Origin of the sequence: Rhodococcus sp. 15-725-2-2b (genome assembly GCF_002259075.1) — a bacterium.
GTDB lineage: Bacteria > Actinomycetota > Actinomycetes > Mycobacteriales > Mycobacteriaceae > Rhodococcoides.
The window spans coordinates 35,751-52,379 of record NZ_NPFL01000012.1; the positions used below are offsets into that span (position 1 = coordinate 35,751).

General features: G+C 64.7%; 16 protein-coding genes. 10 read left to right on the top strand and 6 right to left on the bottom strand.

What is annotated here, in order from left to right:
- Position 1: 1 nt before the first annotated feature.
- Entirely contained in the window at positions 2 to 466 is a 465-nt protein-coding gene (locus CH306_RS15790; protein ID WP_045194427.1) for a PTS sugar transporter subunit IIA, read from the bottom strand.
- Positions 463 to 693 (bottom strand): glucose PTS transporter subunit EIIB, encoded by a 231-nt coding sequence (locus CH306_RS15795; RefSeq protein ID WP_045194429.1) that lies wholly within the window; start codon positions 691 to 693, stop codon positions 463 to 465. Before CH306_RS15795 ends, CH306_RS15790 begins: the two co-directional genes overlap by 4 nt.
- Positions 694 to 868: 175 nt before the next feature.
- On the opposite strand from CH306_RS15795, the gene CH306_RS15800 reads away from it, so the two are divergent.
- Genes CH306_RS15800 through nagB form a run of 3 tightly spaced genes read left to right on the top strand, consistent with a single transcriptional unit; the run spans position 869 to position 4,080 of the window.
- On the top strand, positions 869 to 2,116 hold the full coding sequence (locus tag CH306_RS15800; protein ID WP_045194431.1) for a PTS transporter subunit EIIC: 1,248 nt from the start codon (positions 869 to 871) through the stop codon (positions 2,114 to 2,116).
- Positions 2,113 to 3,297 (top strand): N-acetylglucosamine-6-phosphate deacetylase, encoded by a 1,185-nt coding sequence (locus CH306_RS15805; RefSeq protein ID WP_179272903.1) that lies wholly within the window; start codon positions 2,113 to 2,115, stop codon positions 3,295 to 3,297. The genes CH306_RS15800 and CH306_RS15805 overlap by 4 nt, the downstream gene beginning before the upstream one ends.
- Entirely contained in the window at positions 3,298 to 4,080 is a 783-nt protein-coding gene (gene nagB, locus CH306_RS15810) for a glucosamine-6-phosphate deaminase (protein WP_094647083.1), read from the top strand.
- Between the two features lies 1 nt (position 4,081).
- On the opposite strand, the gene CH306_RS15815 is transcribed toward nagB, so the two are convergent.
- From CH306_RS15815 to CH306_RS15825, 3 genes are all read right to left on the bottom strand, one after another.
- A complete protein-coding gene (locus CH306_RS15815) occupies positions 4,082 to 4,909 on the bottom strand; it encodes a shikimate 5-dehydrogenase (RefSeq protein WP_032393494.1) in 828 nt (275 codons plus the stop codon).
- A gap of 10 nt (positions 4,910 to 4,919) precedes the next feature.
- On the bottom strand, positions 4,920 to 5,642 hold the full coding sequence (locus CH306_RS15820; RefSeq protein ID WP_254924453.1) for an HNH endonuclease family protein: 723 nt from the start codon (positions 5,640 to 5,642) through the stop codon (positions 4,920 to 4,922).
- Positions 5,643 to 5,738: 96 nt separating this feature from the next.
- A complete protein-coding gene (locus CH306_RS15825; RefSeq protein WP_045194439.1) occupies positions 5,739 to 6,644 on the bottom strand; it encodes an NADP-dependent oxidoreductase in 906 nt (301 codons plus the stop codon).
- 81 nt (positions 6,645 to 6,725) lie between these two features.
- On the opposite strand from CH306_RS15825, the gene CH306_RS15830 reads away from it, so the two are divergent.
- The 7 genes from CH306_RS15830 to CH306_RS15860 all read left to right on the top strand — a co-directional run bounded on the left by CH306_RS15830 (position 6,726) and on the right by CH306_RS15860 (position 15,778).
- A complete protein-coding gene (locus CH306_RS15830) occupies positions 6,726 to 9,560 on the top strand; it encodes a DEAD/DEAH box helicase (protein ID WP_045194440.1) in 2,835 nt (944 codons plus the stop codon).
- Positions 9,560 to 10,312 carry an SWIM zinc finger family protein gene (locus CH306_RS15835; protein WP_094647084.1) on the top strand — a complete coding sequence of 251 codons (753 nt, stop codon included), beginning with the start codon at positions 9,560 to 9,562 and terminating at the stop codon, positions 10,310 to 10,312. Before CH306_RS15830 ends, CH306_RS15835 begins: the two co-directional genes overlap by 1 nt.
- A gap of 77 nt (positions 10,313 to 10,389) precedes the next feature.
- Positions 10,390 to 11,898: a CoA-acylating methylmalonate-semialdehyde dehydrogenase gene (locus tag CH306_RS15840; protein ID WP_032393499.1), complete on the top strand. Its 1,509-nt coding sequence runs from the start codon at positions 10,390 to 10,392 to the stop codon at positions 11,896 to 11,898.
- A 7-nt stretch (positions 11,899 to 11,905) separates the two neighbouring features.
- Positions 11,906 to 13,045, top strand: coding sequence for an isobutyryl-CoA dehydrogenase (locus CH306_RS15845; protein WP_032393500.1), 1,140 nt, complete (start codon positions 11,906 to 11,908; stop codon positions 13,043 to 13,045).
- Positions 13,042 to 14,100, top strand: coding sequence for an enoyl-CoA hydratase/isomerase family protein (locus tag CH306_RS15850; protein WP_094647085.1), 1,059 nt, complete (start codon positions 13,042 to 13,044; stop codon positions 14,098 to 14,100). The genes CH306_RS15845 and CH306_RS15850 overlap by 4 nt, the downstream gene beginning before the upstream one ends.
- Positions 14,097 to 15,005, top strand: coding sequence for a 3-hydroxyisobutyrate dehydrogenase (gene mmsB / locus CH306_RS15855; protein WP_094632256.1), 909 nt, complete (start codon positions 14,097 to 14,099; stop codon positions 15,003 to 15,005). The genes CH306_RS15850 and mmsB overlap by 4 nt, the downstream gene beginning before the upstream one ends.
- Positions 15,002 to 15,778 (top strand): enoyl-CoA hydratase, encoded by a 777-nt coding sequence (locus CH306_RS15860; protein ID WP_094647086.1) that lies wholly within the window; start codon positions 15,002 to 15,004, stop codon positions 15,776 to 15,778. The genes mmsB and CH306_RS15860 overlap by 4 nt, the downstream gene beginning before the upstream one ends.
- A gap of 26 nt (positions 15,779 to 15,804) precedes the next feature.
- On the opposite strand, the gene CH306_RS15865 is transcribed toward CH306_RS15860, so the two are convergent.
- Positions 15,805 to 16,629: hypothetical protein (locus CH306_RS15865; RefSeq protein WP_256981178.1), on the bottom strand; the 825-nt coding region annotated here is incomplete at its 5' end.

Here is a 16,629-nt window from a genome sequence, read left to right on the forward strand (position 1 = left end):
ATCAGGGCAGCTCGAACAACAGGTCGCCCACCGCCACGGTGTTGTCGATGCTGGCACTCGTCACCGAATCCGGCTTCGAGTCCATCAGAACCACGGGAACGACATCCGAGTAGCCTGCCGCCGCGATCGCCGCCGGATCGTAGGTGACGACGAGATCGCCGGCCTCGACTCGATCACCCTCTGCTGCGAAGAGTTCGAAGCCTGCGCCCTTCATCTTCACGGTGTCGATACCGATGTGCACCAATACGCCCGCCTTGTTCTCGGTGAAGACGACGAATGCGTGTGGATGGAGTTTGAGGATCGTGCCCGCGACCGGTGAACGAACCTCGACCGACCCGTCGTTCGGGGCCGGGCGCAGTGCGACACCGGAGCCGACCATCTGCGCCGAGAACACCGGGTCCGGCACGTCTGCAAGCGAAATCACCTGGCCGGCAACAGGGCTGAGGATCGCACCGGCGTCGCTCACAGGATGTCGCCGATGTCTTCTGCGAGCGTGTCCGCTTCGGGGCCGACGATGACCTGAACTGCGGTTCCTTTGTGGAAGACGCCGTGGGCACCTGCTGCTTTGAGTGCTGCCTCGTTCACCAACGACCCGTCCTTGACCTCGGTGCGCAGCCGGGTGATGCACGCTTCGATCTCGACGATGTTGTCGGCACCGCCGAGGCCTTGGACGATCGCGTCCGCTTTGGACATATGGGTTCTCGCTTTCTGTGGGCGTACATCTGTCGGGTGGATCACATGTCCGGGTTGACATGTGCTTGCCACCTGGCCAAACTACAACTGGTAATGACCGGACAGTACCCCTGATGGCACCCGGTCACAACAGCGAAAAGCCCCCGAAGGACCAGCCCTCGAAGAGAAGGTCGCCATGACCCCGAAGAAGACTGACTCGGTCGACACCGAGCCGAAGAAGGAATCTCGATCATTGGCCGGGCTGCAGCGCTTCGGTCGCAGCCTCATGCTCCCGATCGCTGTTCTGCCCGCCGCCGGAATTCTCCTGAGACTCGGGCAGGACGACCTGCTGGGTCGATTCAGCGCACTGGAGACCACCGCCGCGGTCATCTCCGCTGCAGGTCAGGCAGTGTTCACCTGGCTTCCCCTCATCTTCGCAGTCGGTATCGCCATCGGCTGGGCCAAGAAGTCCGACGGTTCGACCGCGCTCGCAGCTGTGGTCGGCTACATGGTGATGAACGGAGTCTTCACGGCCATGTCGCCGGTCGTGCTCGACGGAGAGGTCGACGCCAACGGTGACCCCGCCGTGATCGACTACGGCGTCCTGGCAGGCATCGTCATCGGATTGCTCTCGGCGATTCTCTGGCAGCGTTTCTATCGCCAGAAGCTGCCGGACTATCTCGGCTTCTTCAGTGGCCGTCGTCTGGTACCGATCATGACGGCAATCACCGGTCTCGTTGTCGCCGTGATCATGTCGTTCGTCTATCCGCTCTTCTACAGTGCACTCCAGTGGGTGGGCAACACCGTCGCCGACCACAGTGTGGTGGGCAGCGGCATCTACGGCTTCGCCAATCGCATGCTCATTCCCACTGGGCTGCACCACATTCTGAACTCCGTCGTCTGGTTCCTGGTGGGTGACTACCAGGATGCAGGTGGTCAACTGGTCCGCGGCGATCTGAATCGGTTCTTCGCCGGTGACCCGTCCGCGGGAGTGTTCATGACCGGATTCTTCCCGATCATGATGTTCGCTCTTCCCGCTGCGGCATTCGCGATCTATCGCAACGCGAAGCCGTCACAGAAGAAGCTCGTCGGCGGAATCATGTTGTCCACGGGCTTGACTGCGTTCGTCACCGGTATCACCGAGCCGCTCGAATACTCGTTCATGTTCGTCGCCTGGCCGCTCTACATCATCCACGCGGTGTTGACCGGAACGTCGATGGCCCTGTGCAATGCCCTCGGGATCCACGACGGTTTCTTCTTCTCCGCCGGCGGCATCGACTATCTGCTCAACTACGGAATCGCAACCAAAGCGTGGCTGCTCATCCCGATCGGCCTGGTGTACGCGGTGATCTACTACTTCTTGTTCAGCTTCGTCATCAAGAAATGGAACCTGCGCACCCCTGGACGTGAGGACGACGCAGTGCTCGAACCCGATCGGGCATGACCGCATCCACCACGACCACTCACCGCGGGCGGGTCGTCACGCGCGACCAGGTGATCGAGGACGGCGTCGTCGCGTGGACGGGAGACCGGATCTCGTGGGTCGGACCGGCATCGGCATGGCCCGATCGGGCTGTACCGCAGACGGATTCGACGATCCTCCCTGGTTTGGTCGATCTGCACTGCCACGGCGGGGCGGGGGCCTCTTTCCCGGATTCACCTGCTGTCGATCTCATGACGGCGGTACGGCATCATCGCTCACGCGGGACCACGACGATGCTCGCCTCACTGGTGTCGGCACCGCCGGAACGGCTGATCACGCAGACGTCGCTGTTGGCCGATCTGTACGAGTCTGGTGATGTCGCCGGAGTCCATCTCGAGGGGCCGTTCCTGTCGGTCGACCGCTGCGGCGCGCAAGACCCCGCGTCGCTGCGCAGCGGCGATCCCGGACTTCTCCGCGACATTTTGAGCGCGGGCCGGGGCGCGGTGCGGTCGATGACCCTTGCACCCGAGATCGACGGCTTCGCCGCTGTCGCAGAGATGTTGCGAGAGAACGGGATACTGCCCAGCATCGGCCACACGGACGCCGATGCGCTCACCACCCGACGCGGAATCGAGTCGCTGGGGGACGGTCCGATCACGGCCACACACCTGTTCAACGGAATGCCTACCTGGCATCATCGGGCGCCGGGCCCGGTGAGCGAGTGTCTGGCCGCTGCGGCGCGCAACGCGATGGTGCTCGAATTGATAGGCGACGGAGTGCATCTCGCCGACGAGACCGTCCGCGCGGTGTTCGATCTCGTCGGTGGTGCACACATCGCGCTGGTCTCCGACGCGATGGCCGCGGCTGGAATGTCGGACGGTCGCTATCGACTCGGACCATTGGACGTGACCGTCCGACACTCGGTAGCGCGGTTGTCCCGCGACACCGACAGCGAGACCGCTCCGATCGCGGGCGGGACCGCAACCGTCCTGGACCTGCTACGCCGCGCCGTGCTGAACGCCGGCGTGCCATTGGTCGAGGCGGTACTGGCCGCGTCGTCGACTCCTGCCGCGTCGATCGGTCTCGACTCCGACGTCGGTCACCTCGAACAAGGCATGCGAGCCGACGTATTGGTAGTCGACCCGGCCTTCGAACCACTGCGGGTGATCAGAGGCGGAACTGCAATCGGAGAGGACAGCTAGATGGAGATCGTGATCCTCGACGAGGCCGACGCAGTGGACCGGATAGCCGCCGACGTCGTCGAACGAGTGGTACGAACCGGCTCCACTCCTGTACTGGGGCTGGCAACGGGGTCCACCCCGGTGGGCACGTATCGCGAATTGGCGCGACGGCATCGGGACGACGGCCTGTCGTTCGCGCGATGCCGCGCCTTCCTGCTCGACGAGTACATCGGACTGGCGAAAACAGCAGAGCAGTCCTATTTCTCGTTCATTCGCGAGAACTTCGTCGACCACGTCGATCTGGACGACACCGCTGTGTTCTCGCCCGACGGCGAAGCGGACGACATAGCTGTGGAGGCGCAGCGGTACGACGCGGCGATCGCCGCCGCAGGCGGCATCGATGTTCAGATACTCGGAATCGGCACAGACGGGCACATCGGTTTCAACGAGCCCGGATCGTCGCTGAGATCTCGAACGCGGGTGAAGACGCTGACCGAACAGACTCGCGTCGACAACGCCCGATTCTTCGATTCGCCCGAGGACGTGCCGCATCACGTACTGACCCAGGGGCTGGGCACCATCGACGAGGCGCGTCACCTGCTGTTGATCGCAACAGGGCAGTCGAAAGCGGACGCGGTGGCGGCGGCCGTGGAAGGACCGTTGTCGGCGCACTGCCCGGCGTCGGCGATCCAATGGCACCCGCACGCAACGGTGCTGCTGGACGAGGCCGCGGCGTCGTCGCTCGCACTCGCGGAGTACTACCGGTACGCCTATGCCAACAAGCCCCGGTGGCAGCACCTGTGAGTCAGCTGCGCGAGAACTCCGATGCGCGCGCGATCTGTTCGTCCGACGGCCGAACTCCGGTGTAGAGAACGAACTGTTCTGCAGCCTGGAGCGCGATGACCTGAGCGCCGGTGATCACGGGCTTGTTCGCCGCCCGAGCGGCAACGATCAGCGGCGTTTCCGACGGCATGGCGACGACGTCGAACACGGCATTCGCTGCATCGATCTGCTGCTCGGTGAACGGTGCCGAATCGGCATCCGGCCCTCCGGCCATACCCACCGGGGTCACGTTCACGAGCAGGTCTGCGCCCACCGCTTCGGCCGACCAGTCGTAGCCGTAGGTCTCGGCGAGGGCAGGGCCGGTGTTCGCGTTGCGGGCGACGACGGTGCCCCGGGTGTAGCCCGAATCCCGAAGTGCGGCAACGACGGCCTTGGCCATCCCGCCGCTGCCGGTGACGGCCACCGAGTAGTCGGTCGAGAAGCCACTCGCGGCGAGCAGATTCGCGACGGCCTGGTAGTCGGTGTTGTAGGCGTGGAGGACGCCGTTCTCGTTGACGATCGTGTTGACGGATTCGATGGCGCTTGCCGACTCGTGCATCACGTCGACCAGTTCGATCACGTCTTCCTTGAACGGCATGGAGACGGCGCAGCCTCGGATGCCCAGGGCGCGAACGCCCCCCACTGCGGCGGCGAGATCGGTGGTGGTGAACGCCTTGTAGACGAAGTTCAGGCCCAACTCGTCGTAGAGATAGTTGTGGAAGCGAGTTCCGATGTTGCTCGGTCGGCCGGACAAGGACATGCAGAGCTGCGTCTCACGGTCGAGGACGCTGCGCGGGTGTGCTGTTGCCATCGCTCAGACGTTACGCCGCGCACGTCGAGGCGACCGAAGCGAGAACACCCTGATCGGCCTGGGTGATCGGTAACTCGTACTGCGCAGCGACCGACAGATACTTACCCGCATAGAAGCAGTGGTAGGCCGCGTTCGGTGGCAGCCATTGCGAGGGTGTCTTGTCACTCTTGCTCTGATTGTCCGCTCCGTTGACCGCGAGCAGATTGAACGCCACGTCGTTGGCGAACCGAACGCGCTTGTCGGGCAACCACGTGTTCGCGCCCATGTCCCATGCAGCGGACAGCGGGTAGACGTGATCGATCTGAATCTTTCCGGCGTCCGACTTGGTGAACTGGATCGGCTCACCGGAGTACGGATCTGCGAGCGAACCCGACAGCACGACGCAGTCGCGGGTGCCTGCGCGGAACTCGACCTCGGTCATCGACAGCGCCAGGACGTTGTCGCGGGTACCGCAGCCGTCGTGACCACCCGGCCCGTCGTAGTCGTCGGTCCACGCCGGGCCGAACACACACCCTTCGCCGCTCTTGCACCCGCGCTCGTAGCCGAGGGCATCGGGCCTGGCCGCGACCACGCGAACCTGGGCGAGCAACTGCTCGATCTGAGTACGCGTGGGACTGCCGGGAGCGGGTTGGGCGGGTGTGAAACCGGGGATGACGGACCGCTCGCACGAGCCGAACACGGCCATCACTGCCGCAGCGAGCACCAGCAGTACCGCGACCCACAGTTTTCTCACGCACGCCCCATCGTCGATCTCAGTACTCGGTCATCGGTCCTCGCGACAGCAGTGTGCCGGAAGGTACCGACAGTGATCCCCGCACCCGTCTCGGTGTCAGCGAACTTCGACGACGACCTTGCCGAGCACGTGTCCGTTCTCCACGAGGGCGAGAGCCTCGCCCGCACGCTCGAGGGGGAAGGCATGGTCGATACGCGGACGAATGACGCCCGACGCGGTCAGGTCCGCCAGCCGCGCGAATGCTGCGGTGGTGCGGTCCCGATCGACTCCGGATCCGTCCCACTGCGCCGCGAGCATCGGGTCTGCGACGCTGACGATCGGTACCCCCGCCGTCAGTGCGGTCGCCGCGGCGCGCAAGGTCTCGCCTCCGACGAGATCGACGATGCCGTTCACCGGTCGCGAGATCGAATCGACGAAGTCGCCGCCGGAGGCGACGAATTCGGCTCCGAGGCTCTCGATCCACTCCTGTTTGCCAGTACTCGCAACTGCGAGAACGTCGATACCGTCGGCTCGCGCGAGTTGCAGAACGGCCGAACCCACGCCGCCACCCGCACCGAGCACCAGGACGGAATCGCCCGCGCCGACGGCCAGTCGGCGCAGCGCGTCGTACGCGGTCCCGGCAGCCACCGGCAGGGTGGCCGCCGCCGCCCACGAGACGGCCTCCGGCTTGTGGGCAGTGCTCGATGCGTTGAGCACCGTGTACTGCGCGTACCCTCCGTGTCCCGAGGCGGTGGCCCCGAACACATGGTCGCCCACCGAGAAATCGGCCACACCCGCGCCGGCCGTCACGACGGTGCCCGATACTTCCCGACCCAGAACCGCGGGCAAGGTGATCTGCACGGTGTCCTTGCGATTGCCCGCCCGCACCTTCCAATCCGCAGGATTGACCCCGGCGGCGTGGACCGCCACGAGAATCTGCCCCGGTCCCGGCTCGGGGACGGGTAGGTCGAGAAGGTACTCGGTGTCGGGTCCGCCGTATTCGCTGAAGCCGTACGCGATCATGCATCCACTGTGCCTCACCGAGCGACTTGCTCGGGAGTGCCTCACCCGAGGTGTGTCGGTGCTTGCTGGTTGGATGGACCGATGCTGCACGGTCTCTGGTCTCCCGGTGCCGGGCTGATGCTGTGGGACGACGAGATCTCCACCGGCGACGAACCCGATCTGCCGCCGACACACGCGCACGTCCTCACCCGACCGTTCCGGCACCGTGCTGCGGTGTCGTTTCCGGCACCCGGGCGCAGTGCCACCGCGCAGGCCCCGGTGCAGGTTCCGGCCATCGCGCTCGCCCCGCACGACGGTGCCGATCTGCTGTTGCGGACGCCGTCCGAGCACGCTTCGATTTCCGGCGATCTCCGGTACCTGGCGCACGTCGCCCGCGGAATCGAACGCTGGGTTCGCGGCGGTCGTGTGGTTCCTGCTCTGAAGTTGATGGACGGGCAGTGGTGGCCACGGTGGCGTCTGGTCGGGGGTGAACGTCAACGGGCCTGGCTGAGCGAACTCGCCGTCGCGATGCCGTCGGTGCAGCGTGCGGGAGAGCGGCCCAAGAAGATCCTCGACGACATGGTGGAGGAGCTCACCGATCCGATCGTCAGATCGGTTCTGGGTAGGCCCGACTCGGAGCATCCGCTGTTGTCCGCTCTGATTCGCGACGACCCGTACGTGGATGGCACCCAACAGATGTCGACGTTGCTCGACAACTGGCGCGCAAGCCTCACCGTCGACGAGCCGTCCCTGGTGCTACGCCTGCTCGAACCCGATGACGACGATGGCGTCGTCGACAGTTCCTCCGAGGAATCAGCGGAGTCGTTCTGGACGCTGCAGGTGTGTCTGCGAGCGGATGGTGAAGCGCCGCGGCCGGTCCCGATGAGCCGTAAGGTCGATGCAACCCTGCTCTCGATCGCCGTGCGCAAGCTCGGTGAGGCCGTGGCGGCGTACCCGAGACTGCGTGATCTGCCGTCTCAAGAAGGCACCCTCGATCTGTTGCTTCCGACGTCGGTGGTCATCGACCTCGTCGAACACGGTGCGACGGCGCTGCAGGCCACCGGAACGACGGTTCTGCTTCCTCGGGCCTGGACGAGGTTGGATCCGTCGATGAGGCTGCGCGTCGATTCGCCTGCGGTGACGAAAGCGGCCGCCGATCGGGCGGTCGGCATGGACGAACTGGTGTCGTACGACTGGCAACTCCAACTCGGCGACATGGTGCTCACCGAGGCGGAGATGAACAGACTCGCCGTCTCGAAGGGCGATCTCGTTCGACTCCGCGGGCAGTGGGTACTGGCCGACGGCGGTCAGCTCGCACGAGCCGCCAAGTACGTCGCCGAGCATCACGGCGACGGGACTGCCCTGAGCACGCTGATGCGCGAGATGACGCTGGCCGACCCGCCGCCGGCTCCGGTCCAGGACATCAGAGCCACCGGATGGGCAGCGACGTTGCTCGAGCCCGGTGCGGTGCCCGAGACGATCCCCGTACCGGCCGGTGTGAACGCAACCCTGCGGCCGTATCAGCAGCGTGGGCTCGATTGGCTCGCGTTCATGAGTCGGCTCGGTCTCGGGGCTGTACTCGCCGACGACATGGGGCTCGGCAAGACGTTGCAGGTGTTGACACTGCTCGCGCACGAGAAGAGTTCGACGCCGACGCTGCTGGTGGCACCGATGTCGGTGGTCGGCAACTGGCAACGTGAGGCGGCGAAATTCACCCCGGCACTGCGAGTTCTGGTGCACCACGGCCCGGCTCGGTCCAAGGGCGACGAGCTGGACCGGGCGATCGCAGAGCACGATCTGATCGTCACCACCTACGCGCTGATGGCGAAGGATCGCGCGCAGCTGTCCGAGCAGACGTGGCGTCGGGTGGTCCTCGACGAGGCGCAGCACATCAAGAACTCGGGCACCGTTCAGGCCAAGGCGGCGCTCGCGATCCCTGCGGATCACAAGTTGGCACTCACCGGAACACCGGTCGAGAATCGTCTGGACGAGCTGAGGTCCATTCTCGACTTCGCCAATCCGGGCATGCTCGGTAGGCCGTCGGACTTTCGGAAGCGATTCTCGGTTCCGATCGAGCGCGAGAACGACGAGAGCGCGGTCTCGCGTCTGCGCGCCATCACCTCGCCGTTCATTCTGCGTCGTGTCAAGACCGATCCGACGGTCATCTCGGATCTGCCCGAGAAGAACGAGATGACCGTGCGCGCCAACCTGACAGCCGAGCAGGCCGCGCTGTACAAGGCGGTCGTCGACGAGATGATGGCGCAGATCGCCGACGCGAAGGGCATGAAGCGCAAAGGTGCGGTGCTGTCCGCGCTCACTCGTCTCAAGCAGGTGTGCAACCATCCCGCCCACTTCCTGTCCGACGGCTCACCGGTGCTCAAGAGGGGGCAGCATCGCTCGGGCAAGATCGGTCTGGTGGAGGACATGCTCGACTCGATTCTGGGCGACAACGAGAAAGCGTTGCTGTTCACCCAGTTCCGGGAGTTCGGTGAGCTCGTGGCACCGTACTTCGCCGAACGATTCGGGACCGACCTGCCGTTCCTGCACGGCGGCGTGAGCAAGTCCAAGCGCGACGAGATGGTGGAGAAGTTCCAGAGCGGGAACGGTCCGCCGATCATGATGCTCTCGCTCAAGGCCGGCGGTACCGGCTTGAACCTCACAGCCGCCAATCATGTCGTTCATCTTGATCGTTGGTGGAACCCGGCGGTGGAGAACCAGGCGACGGACCGGGCCTTTCGCATCGGGCAGCGCAAGAACGTCGAGGTGCGAAAACTGCTGTGCGTGGGCACCGTCGAGGAACGGATCGATTCGATGCTCGTCTCCAAGCAGGATCTGGCGAATCTGGCGGTGGGCACCGGCGAGAACTGGGTGACCGAGATGGACACCGCGGAGCTGCAGGAACTGTTCCGCCTCAGCGAGGACGCGGTGGGGGAGTGATGGTCGACTTCTCGCAATACGGGAAACGGCGAAAAGCCAAGGGCGGCATCGAGTCCAGGAACAAACGCGGTGCATTCGGGCAGACGTGGTGGGGCAGGCATTTCGTGTCGGCCATGGAAGACCTCGCGGATCCGGGTCGGATAGCGCGTGGCAGAACGTATGCGCGCCAAGGGCAGGTGCTCACTCTCGGTGTCGAGCGCGGGCAGATATACGGCGAGGTGCAGGGCAGTCAGCTCGAGCCGTTCTCGGCCTCGGTCACCGTCGACCCGCTCACGCAGGGTGAGGTTGCCGCGCTCGTCGGCAGGGTGCGATCGAACCCCGGCATGCTGGCCGAGCTGGCCTCCAATGCCATTCCGCAGGCACTGGCGTCGGTATTGCTGCCGCACGACAAGGGGCAGCTCGATTTCGACTGCACCTGCCCCGACGACGGCTGGCCCTGCAAACATGCGGCGGCTCTGATGTACATCGCTGCCGAGCACATCGACGCGTCCGCCGCCACCATCCTGACGCTGCGTGGCGTCGATCTCGATCAACTGATCGAGGGTGTCGGTGACGGGGACGACGAGTTCGACCCCGACGACTGGTTCGCCGATCGCGCATCGTTCTCGGAACTTCCCCAGGTGTCGTTCGCTCCGGCGGTCGACGATCTCGATCCGTTGATCCTGCGCCGAATCTTGCGCGCCGACGGCTCCACCGAGGCCGAGGTCAGTCGTGCCGTCGCCGATCTGAGGCAGTTCTACGACCGGATGTGACCACTCCTGGACTTACGTGGACATCCGACTATAGGATGGGCGTACTTCACTTCCACGCTCGAGGACGGACAAATTCCATGGCTCGCGAACTCACGCACTTCATCGGCGGCAAGCATGTCGCAGGCACCTCCGGAAAATTCGGGGATGTCTTCGATCCCAACACCGGCGAGGTTCAGGCCCGGGTTCCCCTGGCCGACGTATCCGAGGTCGAGGCCGCGATAGCCGACGCCGAACAGGCGCAGCGTGAATGGGCAACCTGGAACCCGCAGCGTCGCGCCCGAGTGTTGATGAAATTCCTCGCGCTGGTCACGCGCGACACCGAAGAGCTCGCTCGTCTGCTCTCCTCCGAGCACGGTAAGACCATCGCCGACGCCAAGGGCGACATTCAGCGCGGCGTCGAGGTCGTCGAGTTCGCCGTCGGTGTCCCACACCTGCTCAAGGGTGAGTACACCGAGGGTGCGGGCGGCGGAATCGACGTCTACTCGATGCGTCAGCCACTCGGCGTCGTAGCCGGAATCACCCCGTTCAATTTTCCCGCGATGATTCCCCTGTGGAAGGCCGGCCCGGCCATCGCCTGCGGAAACGCGTTCATTCTCAAGCCCTCCGAGCGTGACCCGTCCGTTCCGCTCAAGCTCGCCGAACTCTTCCTCGAGGCAGGACTTCCGCCGGGTGTGTTCAACGTCGTCAACGGCGGCAAGGATGCCGTCGACGTGCTCCTCACCGACGACCGCGTCAAGGCGATCGGCTTCGTCGGTTCGACCCCCATCGCGCAGTACATCTACGAGACGGCAGCCCAACACGGCAAGCGAGCGCAGTGCTTCGGTGGAGCCAAGAACCACGCCCTGGTGATGCCCGACGCCGATCTCGACGAGGTCGCCGACGCACTGCTCGGTGCCGCCTACGGTTCGGCAGGTGAGCGTTGCATGGCGATCTCCGTCGCGGTACCGGTCGGGGAGGAGACTGCCGACGCGTTGGTCGCCAAACTGACCGAGCGAGTGGCGAAGCTGAAGATCGGCCGCAGCGACGACGAGAGCGCGGACTTCGGGCCGCTCGTGGGCAGCGATGCGCTGAAGAGGGTCAACGACTACACCCAGATCGGTGTGGACGAGGGTGCCGAGCTCGTCGTCGACGGACGCGGTTTCAGCCTCGAAGGCCATGAGAACGGATTCTTCGCCGGCGCGACGCTGTTCGACAAGGTGACCACCGACATGCGGATCTACAAGGAGGAGATCTTCGGACCCGTCCTGATCGTCGTCCGCGCCAAGGACTACGAGGATGCTCTGCGCTTGCCCACCGAGCACGAATACGGCAACGGGGTCTCGATCTTCACCCGTGACGGCGATACTGCTCGCGACTTCTGCTCCCGTGTCCAGGTGGGCATGGTCGGCGTCAACGTACCGATTCCGGTGCCGATCGCCTACCACACCTTCGGTGGTTGGAAGCGTTCGGGATTCGGTGATCTGAACCAGCACGGGCCCGATTCGATTCGCTTCTACACCAAGACCAAGACGGTCACCCAGCGCTGGCCGTCGGGCACCAAAGAAGCAGTTGCACAGAATCACTTCGTCATTCCGAACATGGACTGATCCGGCGATGTTCACCTTGAACGAGGACGAGCGAGCGATCAACGACACCGCTCGCGAATTCGCCGACGAGTTCCTGGCACCGAATGCCATCGAATGGGATCAGCAGAAACACTTTCCGGTGGACGTGCTGCGCAAGGCAGCGGGACTGGGAATGGGCGGCATCTACATTCGCGAGGATGTGGGTGGATCGGGTCTGACCAGAGTCGATTCGGTGCGGATCTTCGAGCAGTTGGCCACCGGTGACCCGTCCATCGCGGCGTACATCTCCATTCACAACATGGTCGCGTGGATGATCGACACGTACGGCAACGACGAGCAACGGCAGCGTTGGCTCCCGGGCCTGTGCGCGATGGATCAGCTGGGGAGCTACTGCCTCACCGAGCCGGGCGCGGGATCCGACGCCGCGATGCTCGGCACCAAAGCTGTGCGTGACGGTGACGAATATGTGCTGGACGGCGTCAAGCAATTCATCTCCGGCGCGGGCACATCCGAGGTGTACGTCGTGATGGCGCGCACCGGTGCACCAGGGCCGCGCGGCATCTCGGCGTTCATCGTGCCGAAGGACTCCGCGGGACTCTCGTTCGGAGCCAACGAGAAGAAGATGGGCTGGAATGCCCAGCCCACCCGGCAGGTCGTTCTCGAAGGAGTCCGCATCCCGGCCGAGAACCTGCTCGGCAACGAGGGCGACGGGTTCCGTATCGCGATGAACGGACTCAACGGAGGGCGCATCAACATCGCGGCATGTTCGATCGGCGGCGCGCAGTCCGCTCTCGACAAGGCCGTTGCCTACCTCGCCGAGCGCAAGGCGTTCGGGGCGCGGTTGCTCGATGCGCAGGCGCTCCAGTTCCGACTCGCCGATTTCAAGACCGAACTCGAAGCCGCCCGCACGTTGCTGTGGCGGGCCGCGGACGCGCTGCAGAACGACGCGCCGGACAAGGTCGAAATGTGCGCTATGGCAAAGCGTTTCGGAACCGACACCGGATTCGAGGTCGCCAACGGAGCGCTGCAACTGCTCGGCGGCTACGGCTATCTCAGCGAGTACGGCGTCGAGAAGATCGTTCGTGACCTTCGGGTGCACCAGATTCTGGAAGGGACCAACGAAATCATGCGGGTGGTCGTCGCTCGGTCGATCGTGGGTGCCGCATGAGCGACGTGATCCTCGAGGTCTCCCGCGGTATAGGTCGAATCACCTTGAACCGCCCCAAAGCCATCAATGCGCTCGACCATGCGATGGTTCGCGAGATCGCACCGGCGTTGGCGCAGTGGGCAACCGACGACGCTGTGGACGTCGTCCTGCTGACCGGAGCAGGTGAGCGCGGACTGTGTGCAGGCGGCGACATCGTCTCCATCTACCACGACGCCAAGGACGGCGGCAGCGGTAGCAAGGACTTCTGGCGCGAGGAGTACATCCTCAACGCCGCGATCGCTCGGTTCCCCAAGCCGTTCGTGGCCATCATGGACGGCATCGTCATGGGCGGAGGCGTCGGACTCTCGGCACATGCCAACACTCGCATCGTCACCGAACGATCGAAGATCGCGATGCCCGAGGTCGGAATCGGATTCGTTCCCGATGTGGGTGGCACGTACCTGCTCTCGCGTGCGCCGGGCGAGATCGGCACTCACTTCGCGCTCACCACGGCGCGGATGAATGCTGCCGACGCCATCGCGGTCGGGTTCGCCGATCACTACATCCCGTCCGACAAGCTCGAGGACTTCTACTCGGCACTCGAGACGGTCAGCGTCGGAGAGGCCGTCGCGACGTTCAGCGAGCCGGCACCGGAGTCCACAGTTGTCGGTCAGCAGGAATGGATCGACGAGTGCTACGCCGGCGACGACGTTCAGGGCATCGTGGACGCGCTTGCCGCCAGCACAGTGCCCGAGGCGCAGAAGTCGGCGCAGGACATCGCGTCCAAATCACCTGTGTCGCTGGCTGTGACACTGAGATCGCTGCGTCGTGCCGCGACGCTGCCGACGCTGGAGTCGGTACTCGACGAGGAATACCGCGTGTCGGTCGCGTCGCTGAGCAGCCACGACCTCGTCGAGGGAATCCGAGCACAGGTGGTCGAGAAGGACCGCAACCCGCAATGGCAACCGCGTACGTTGGCAGACGTCACGCCCGAGGACGTCGACCGGTACTTCGCGCCCCTCAGGGACGCGGAGCTGGGCCTGTCGAACGCACACACAGAAGGTGAGCAGTCATGAGCGAAAAGACGATCGGCTTCATCGGCCTCGGCCACATGGGTGGACCGATGGCCGCCAATCTGGCTGCGGCCGGCTACACGGTGCAGGGCTTCGACCTGGTTCCCGCCGCGCTCGAGCAGGCCACGAAGGACGGCGTCACCGTGATGGAATCGGCCGTGGCCGCCGTCGCCGATGCCGACATCGTCATCACGATGCTGCCCAACGGCAGACTGGTACTGGGGTTGTACGCGGACCTGCTGCCCGCTGCCGCGCCGGGTACGTTGTTCATCGATTCCTCGACCATCGACGTCGCCGATGCGCACACCGCCCACAAGCTGGTGCACGAGGCAGGACACCGCAGTCTGGACGCGCCGGTTTCCGGCGGAGTCGGGGGAGCGGCCGCAGGAACACTGACCTTCATGGTCGGCGGTTCCGAGGAGGATTTCGCCTCTGCTGCAGAGGTTCTCGACGTCATGGGTCGCAAGGTGGTGCACTGCGGTGCAGCAGGCAACGGCCAGGCCGCCAAGATCTGCAACAACATGATTCTCGGAGTGTCGATGATCGCCATCAGTGAGGCCTTCGTGCTGGGGGAGAAGCTGGGGCTGAGCAATCAGGCACTGTTCGACGTGGCGTCGACTGCGTCGGGTCAATGTTGGGCACTGACGACGAACTGCCCGGTGCCAGGACCGGTCCCGACGAGCCCTGCAAACAACGAGTACAAGCCCGGCTTCGCGGCGGCTCTCATGGACAAGGACCTGGGTCTGGCTGCCAATGCACTGCGCGACAACGGTGTCGAGGGTGTCCTCGGCCTACGGGCGGCCGAGTTGTACTCTCGGTTCAAGGAAACATCCGGGGGCGGCACCGATGTCGACTTCTCCGGCATCATCAACGACATCCGCGAGCGCTCGAACGGAGCAGGCCAGTGAGTGACTACGAGACGATTCTGCTCGAGCGTCGGGGACGCGTCGGCATCATCACACTGAACCGTCCCAAGGCGCTGAACGCGCTCAACTCCGAGCTGATGCGCGAAGTGGTTTCGGTGGTCGAAGAACTAGACGCCGACTCCGGCATCGGTGCGATCCTGATCACCGGCTCCGAGCGAGCCTTCGCGGCCGGCGCCGACATCAAGGAGATGCAGCCCAAGTCCTACATGGACGTGTACCTCGACGACTTCTTCGCGGCGTGGGATCGACTTGCGTCGGCTCGGACGCCGTTGATCGCAGCGGTCTCCGGTTACGCGCTCGGCGGCGGGTGCGAACTCGCGATGCTGTGCGATGTCCTGATCGCCTCGGACACCACGGTATTCGGACAACCCGAGATCAAGCTCGGCGTCATCCCGGGAATCGGCGGGTCGCAGCGCCTGACGCGAGCGGTGGGCAAGGCCAAGGCCATGGAGATGTGCTTGACCGGTCGCAACATGAAGGTCGAGGAAGCCGAGCGAGCCGGACTGGTCTCGCGCATCGTGCCGGTTGCCGATCTGCTCGACGACGCCATCGCGACCGCGACCACCATCGCCGAGATGTCGCTACCGGTTGCCCAGATGGCGAAGGAAGCGGTGAACCGATCGTTCGAGTCCAGTCTGCGCGAGGGTGTTCTGTTCGAGCGCCGCGTGTTTCACTCGACTTTCGCCACCGAGGATCAGAAGGAAGGTATGTCGGCCTTCATCGAGAAGCGGACGCCGAACTTCCAGCACCGGTAGCGGCGGGCTCCACTCTCGGTGCCGTCCTACCTGTCGGGGGACAGGAGGGCGGCCCCGCGGGCCGAGACCAGCTCCGGCATCGACGGCACCAGCGTCGTCAGACCGGTACGCAGCTCGAGAGAACGCGCAATCGAGGTGATGTTCGCACCACCGCCCACCACGACGATGGACTGCGTTCTGGCACCGGACAATTGGATGGTCTGCTCCACCAGCATGCCCGCATACCGCACCGGTCCTGCGATCAGATCGTCGAAGTCGCGCCGAGTGAGCACATGCCGCGCAGTACCGGACGGATCGGTGGTGCTGACGACGGAGTCCACGCTCAACTGCTCCTTGATGGACCGGCTGGCGTCGATTCCGACGCGAACGCCGTTGGACGAGAGCAGCCTGCGAATCGAGTGATCGAGATCGTCGCCGCAGAACGTGGCAGTGCGCCGCGTCATGAGAGTGCGAGTGGACGCGAGATCGATGACGGTGACCGTGGTGCCGGTGCTACCGATATCGCACAACACGGTGACGCCGTGATTGGGCACCAGCCCGATGAAACGCAGATACCGCACTTGCGCAGCAGTTTCCGGCACGAGCGACGCGGTGCGGGCCGTACCTCGGGTGGCGACTGCGCCTGGATCGGTGGCAACTCGATAGGCGATGGCCGAGAACTGCACCGGCAGCGACATAGTCGCTGCGATCGAGTGGATGGCGTCGACACCGGTGGCGATCGTGGTGGACAGCGACTGCCCGGGCGTGCGGCGCACCGTCCGCGACACGATGGGGGTTCGATGGGGACTGTCCAGATACGTCAGAATTGCGCGTGCACCGTGCGCACCCGCCCCGACCCCCAACACCAGCAC

Coding starts and splice junctions, on each gene's coding strand:
- CH306_RS15795 (WP_045194429.1), bottom strand. CDS start 693: ATGTCCAAAGCGGACGCGATCGTCCAAGGCCTCGGCGGTGCCGACAAC.
- CH306_RS15800 (WP_045194431.1), top strand. CDS start 869: ATGACCCCGAAGAAGACTGACTCGGTCGACACCGAGCCGAAGAAGGAA.
- CH306_RS15805 (WP_179272903.1), top strand. CDS start 2,113: ATGACCGCATCCACCACGACCACTCACCGCGGGCGGGTCGTCACGCGC.
- nagB (WP_094647083.1), top strand. CDS start 3,298: ATGGAGATCGTGATCCTCGACGAGGCCGACGCAGTGGACCGGATAGCC.
- CH306_RS15815 (WP_032393494.1), bottom strand. CDS start 4,909: ATGGCAACAGCACACCCGCGCAGCGTCCTCGACCGTGAGACGCAGCTC.
- CH306_RS15825 (WP_045194439.1), bottom strand. CDS start 6,644: ATGATCGCGTACGGCTTCAGCGAATACGGCGGACCCGACACCGAGTAC.
- CH306_RS15830 (WP_045194440.1), top strand. CDS start 6,726: ATGCTGCACGGTCTCTGGTCTCCCGGTGCCGGGCTGATGCTGTGGGAC.
- CH306_RS15835 (WP_094647084.1), top strand. CDS start 9,560: ATGGTCGACTTCTCGCAATACGGGAAACGGCGAAAAGCCAAGGGCGGC.
- CH306_RS15840 (WP_032393499.1), top strand. CDS start 10,390: ATGGCTCGCGAACTCACGCACTTCATCGGCGGCAAGCATGTCGCAGGC.
- CH306_RS15845 (WP_032393500.1), top strand. CDS start 11,906: ATGTTCACCTTGAACGAGGACGAGCGAGCGATCAACGACACCGCTCGC.
- CH306_RS15850 (WP_094647085.1), top strand. CDS start 13,042: ATGAGCGACGTGATCCTCGAGGTCTCCCGCGGTATAGGTCGAATCACC.
- mmsB (WP_094632256.1), top strand. CDS start 14,097: ATGAGCGAAAAGACGATCGGCTTCATCGGCCTCGGCCACATGGGTGGA.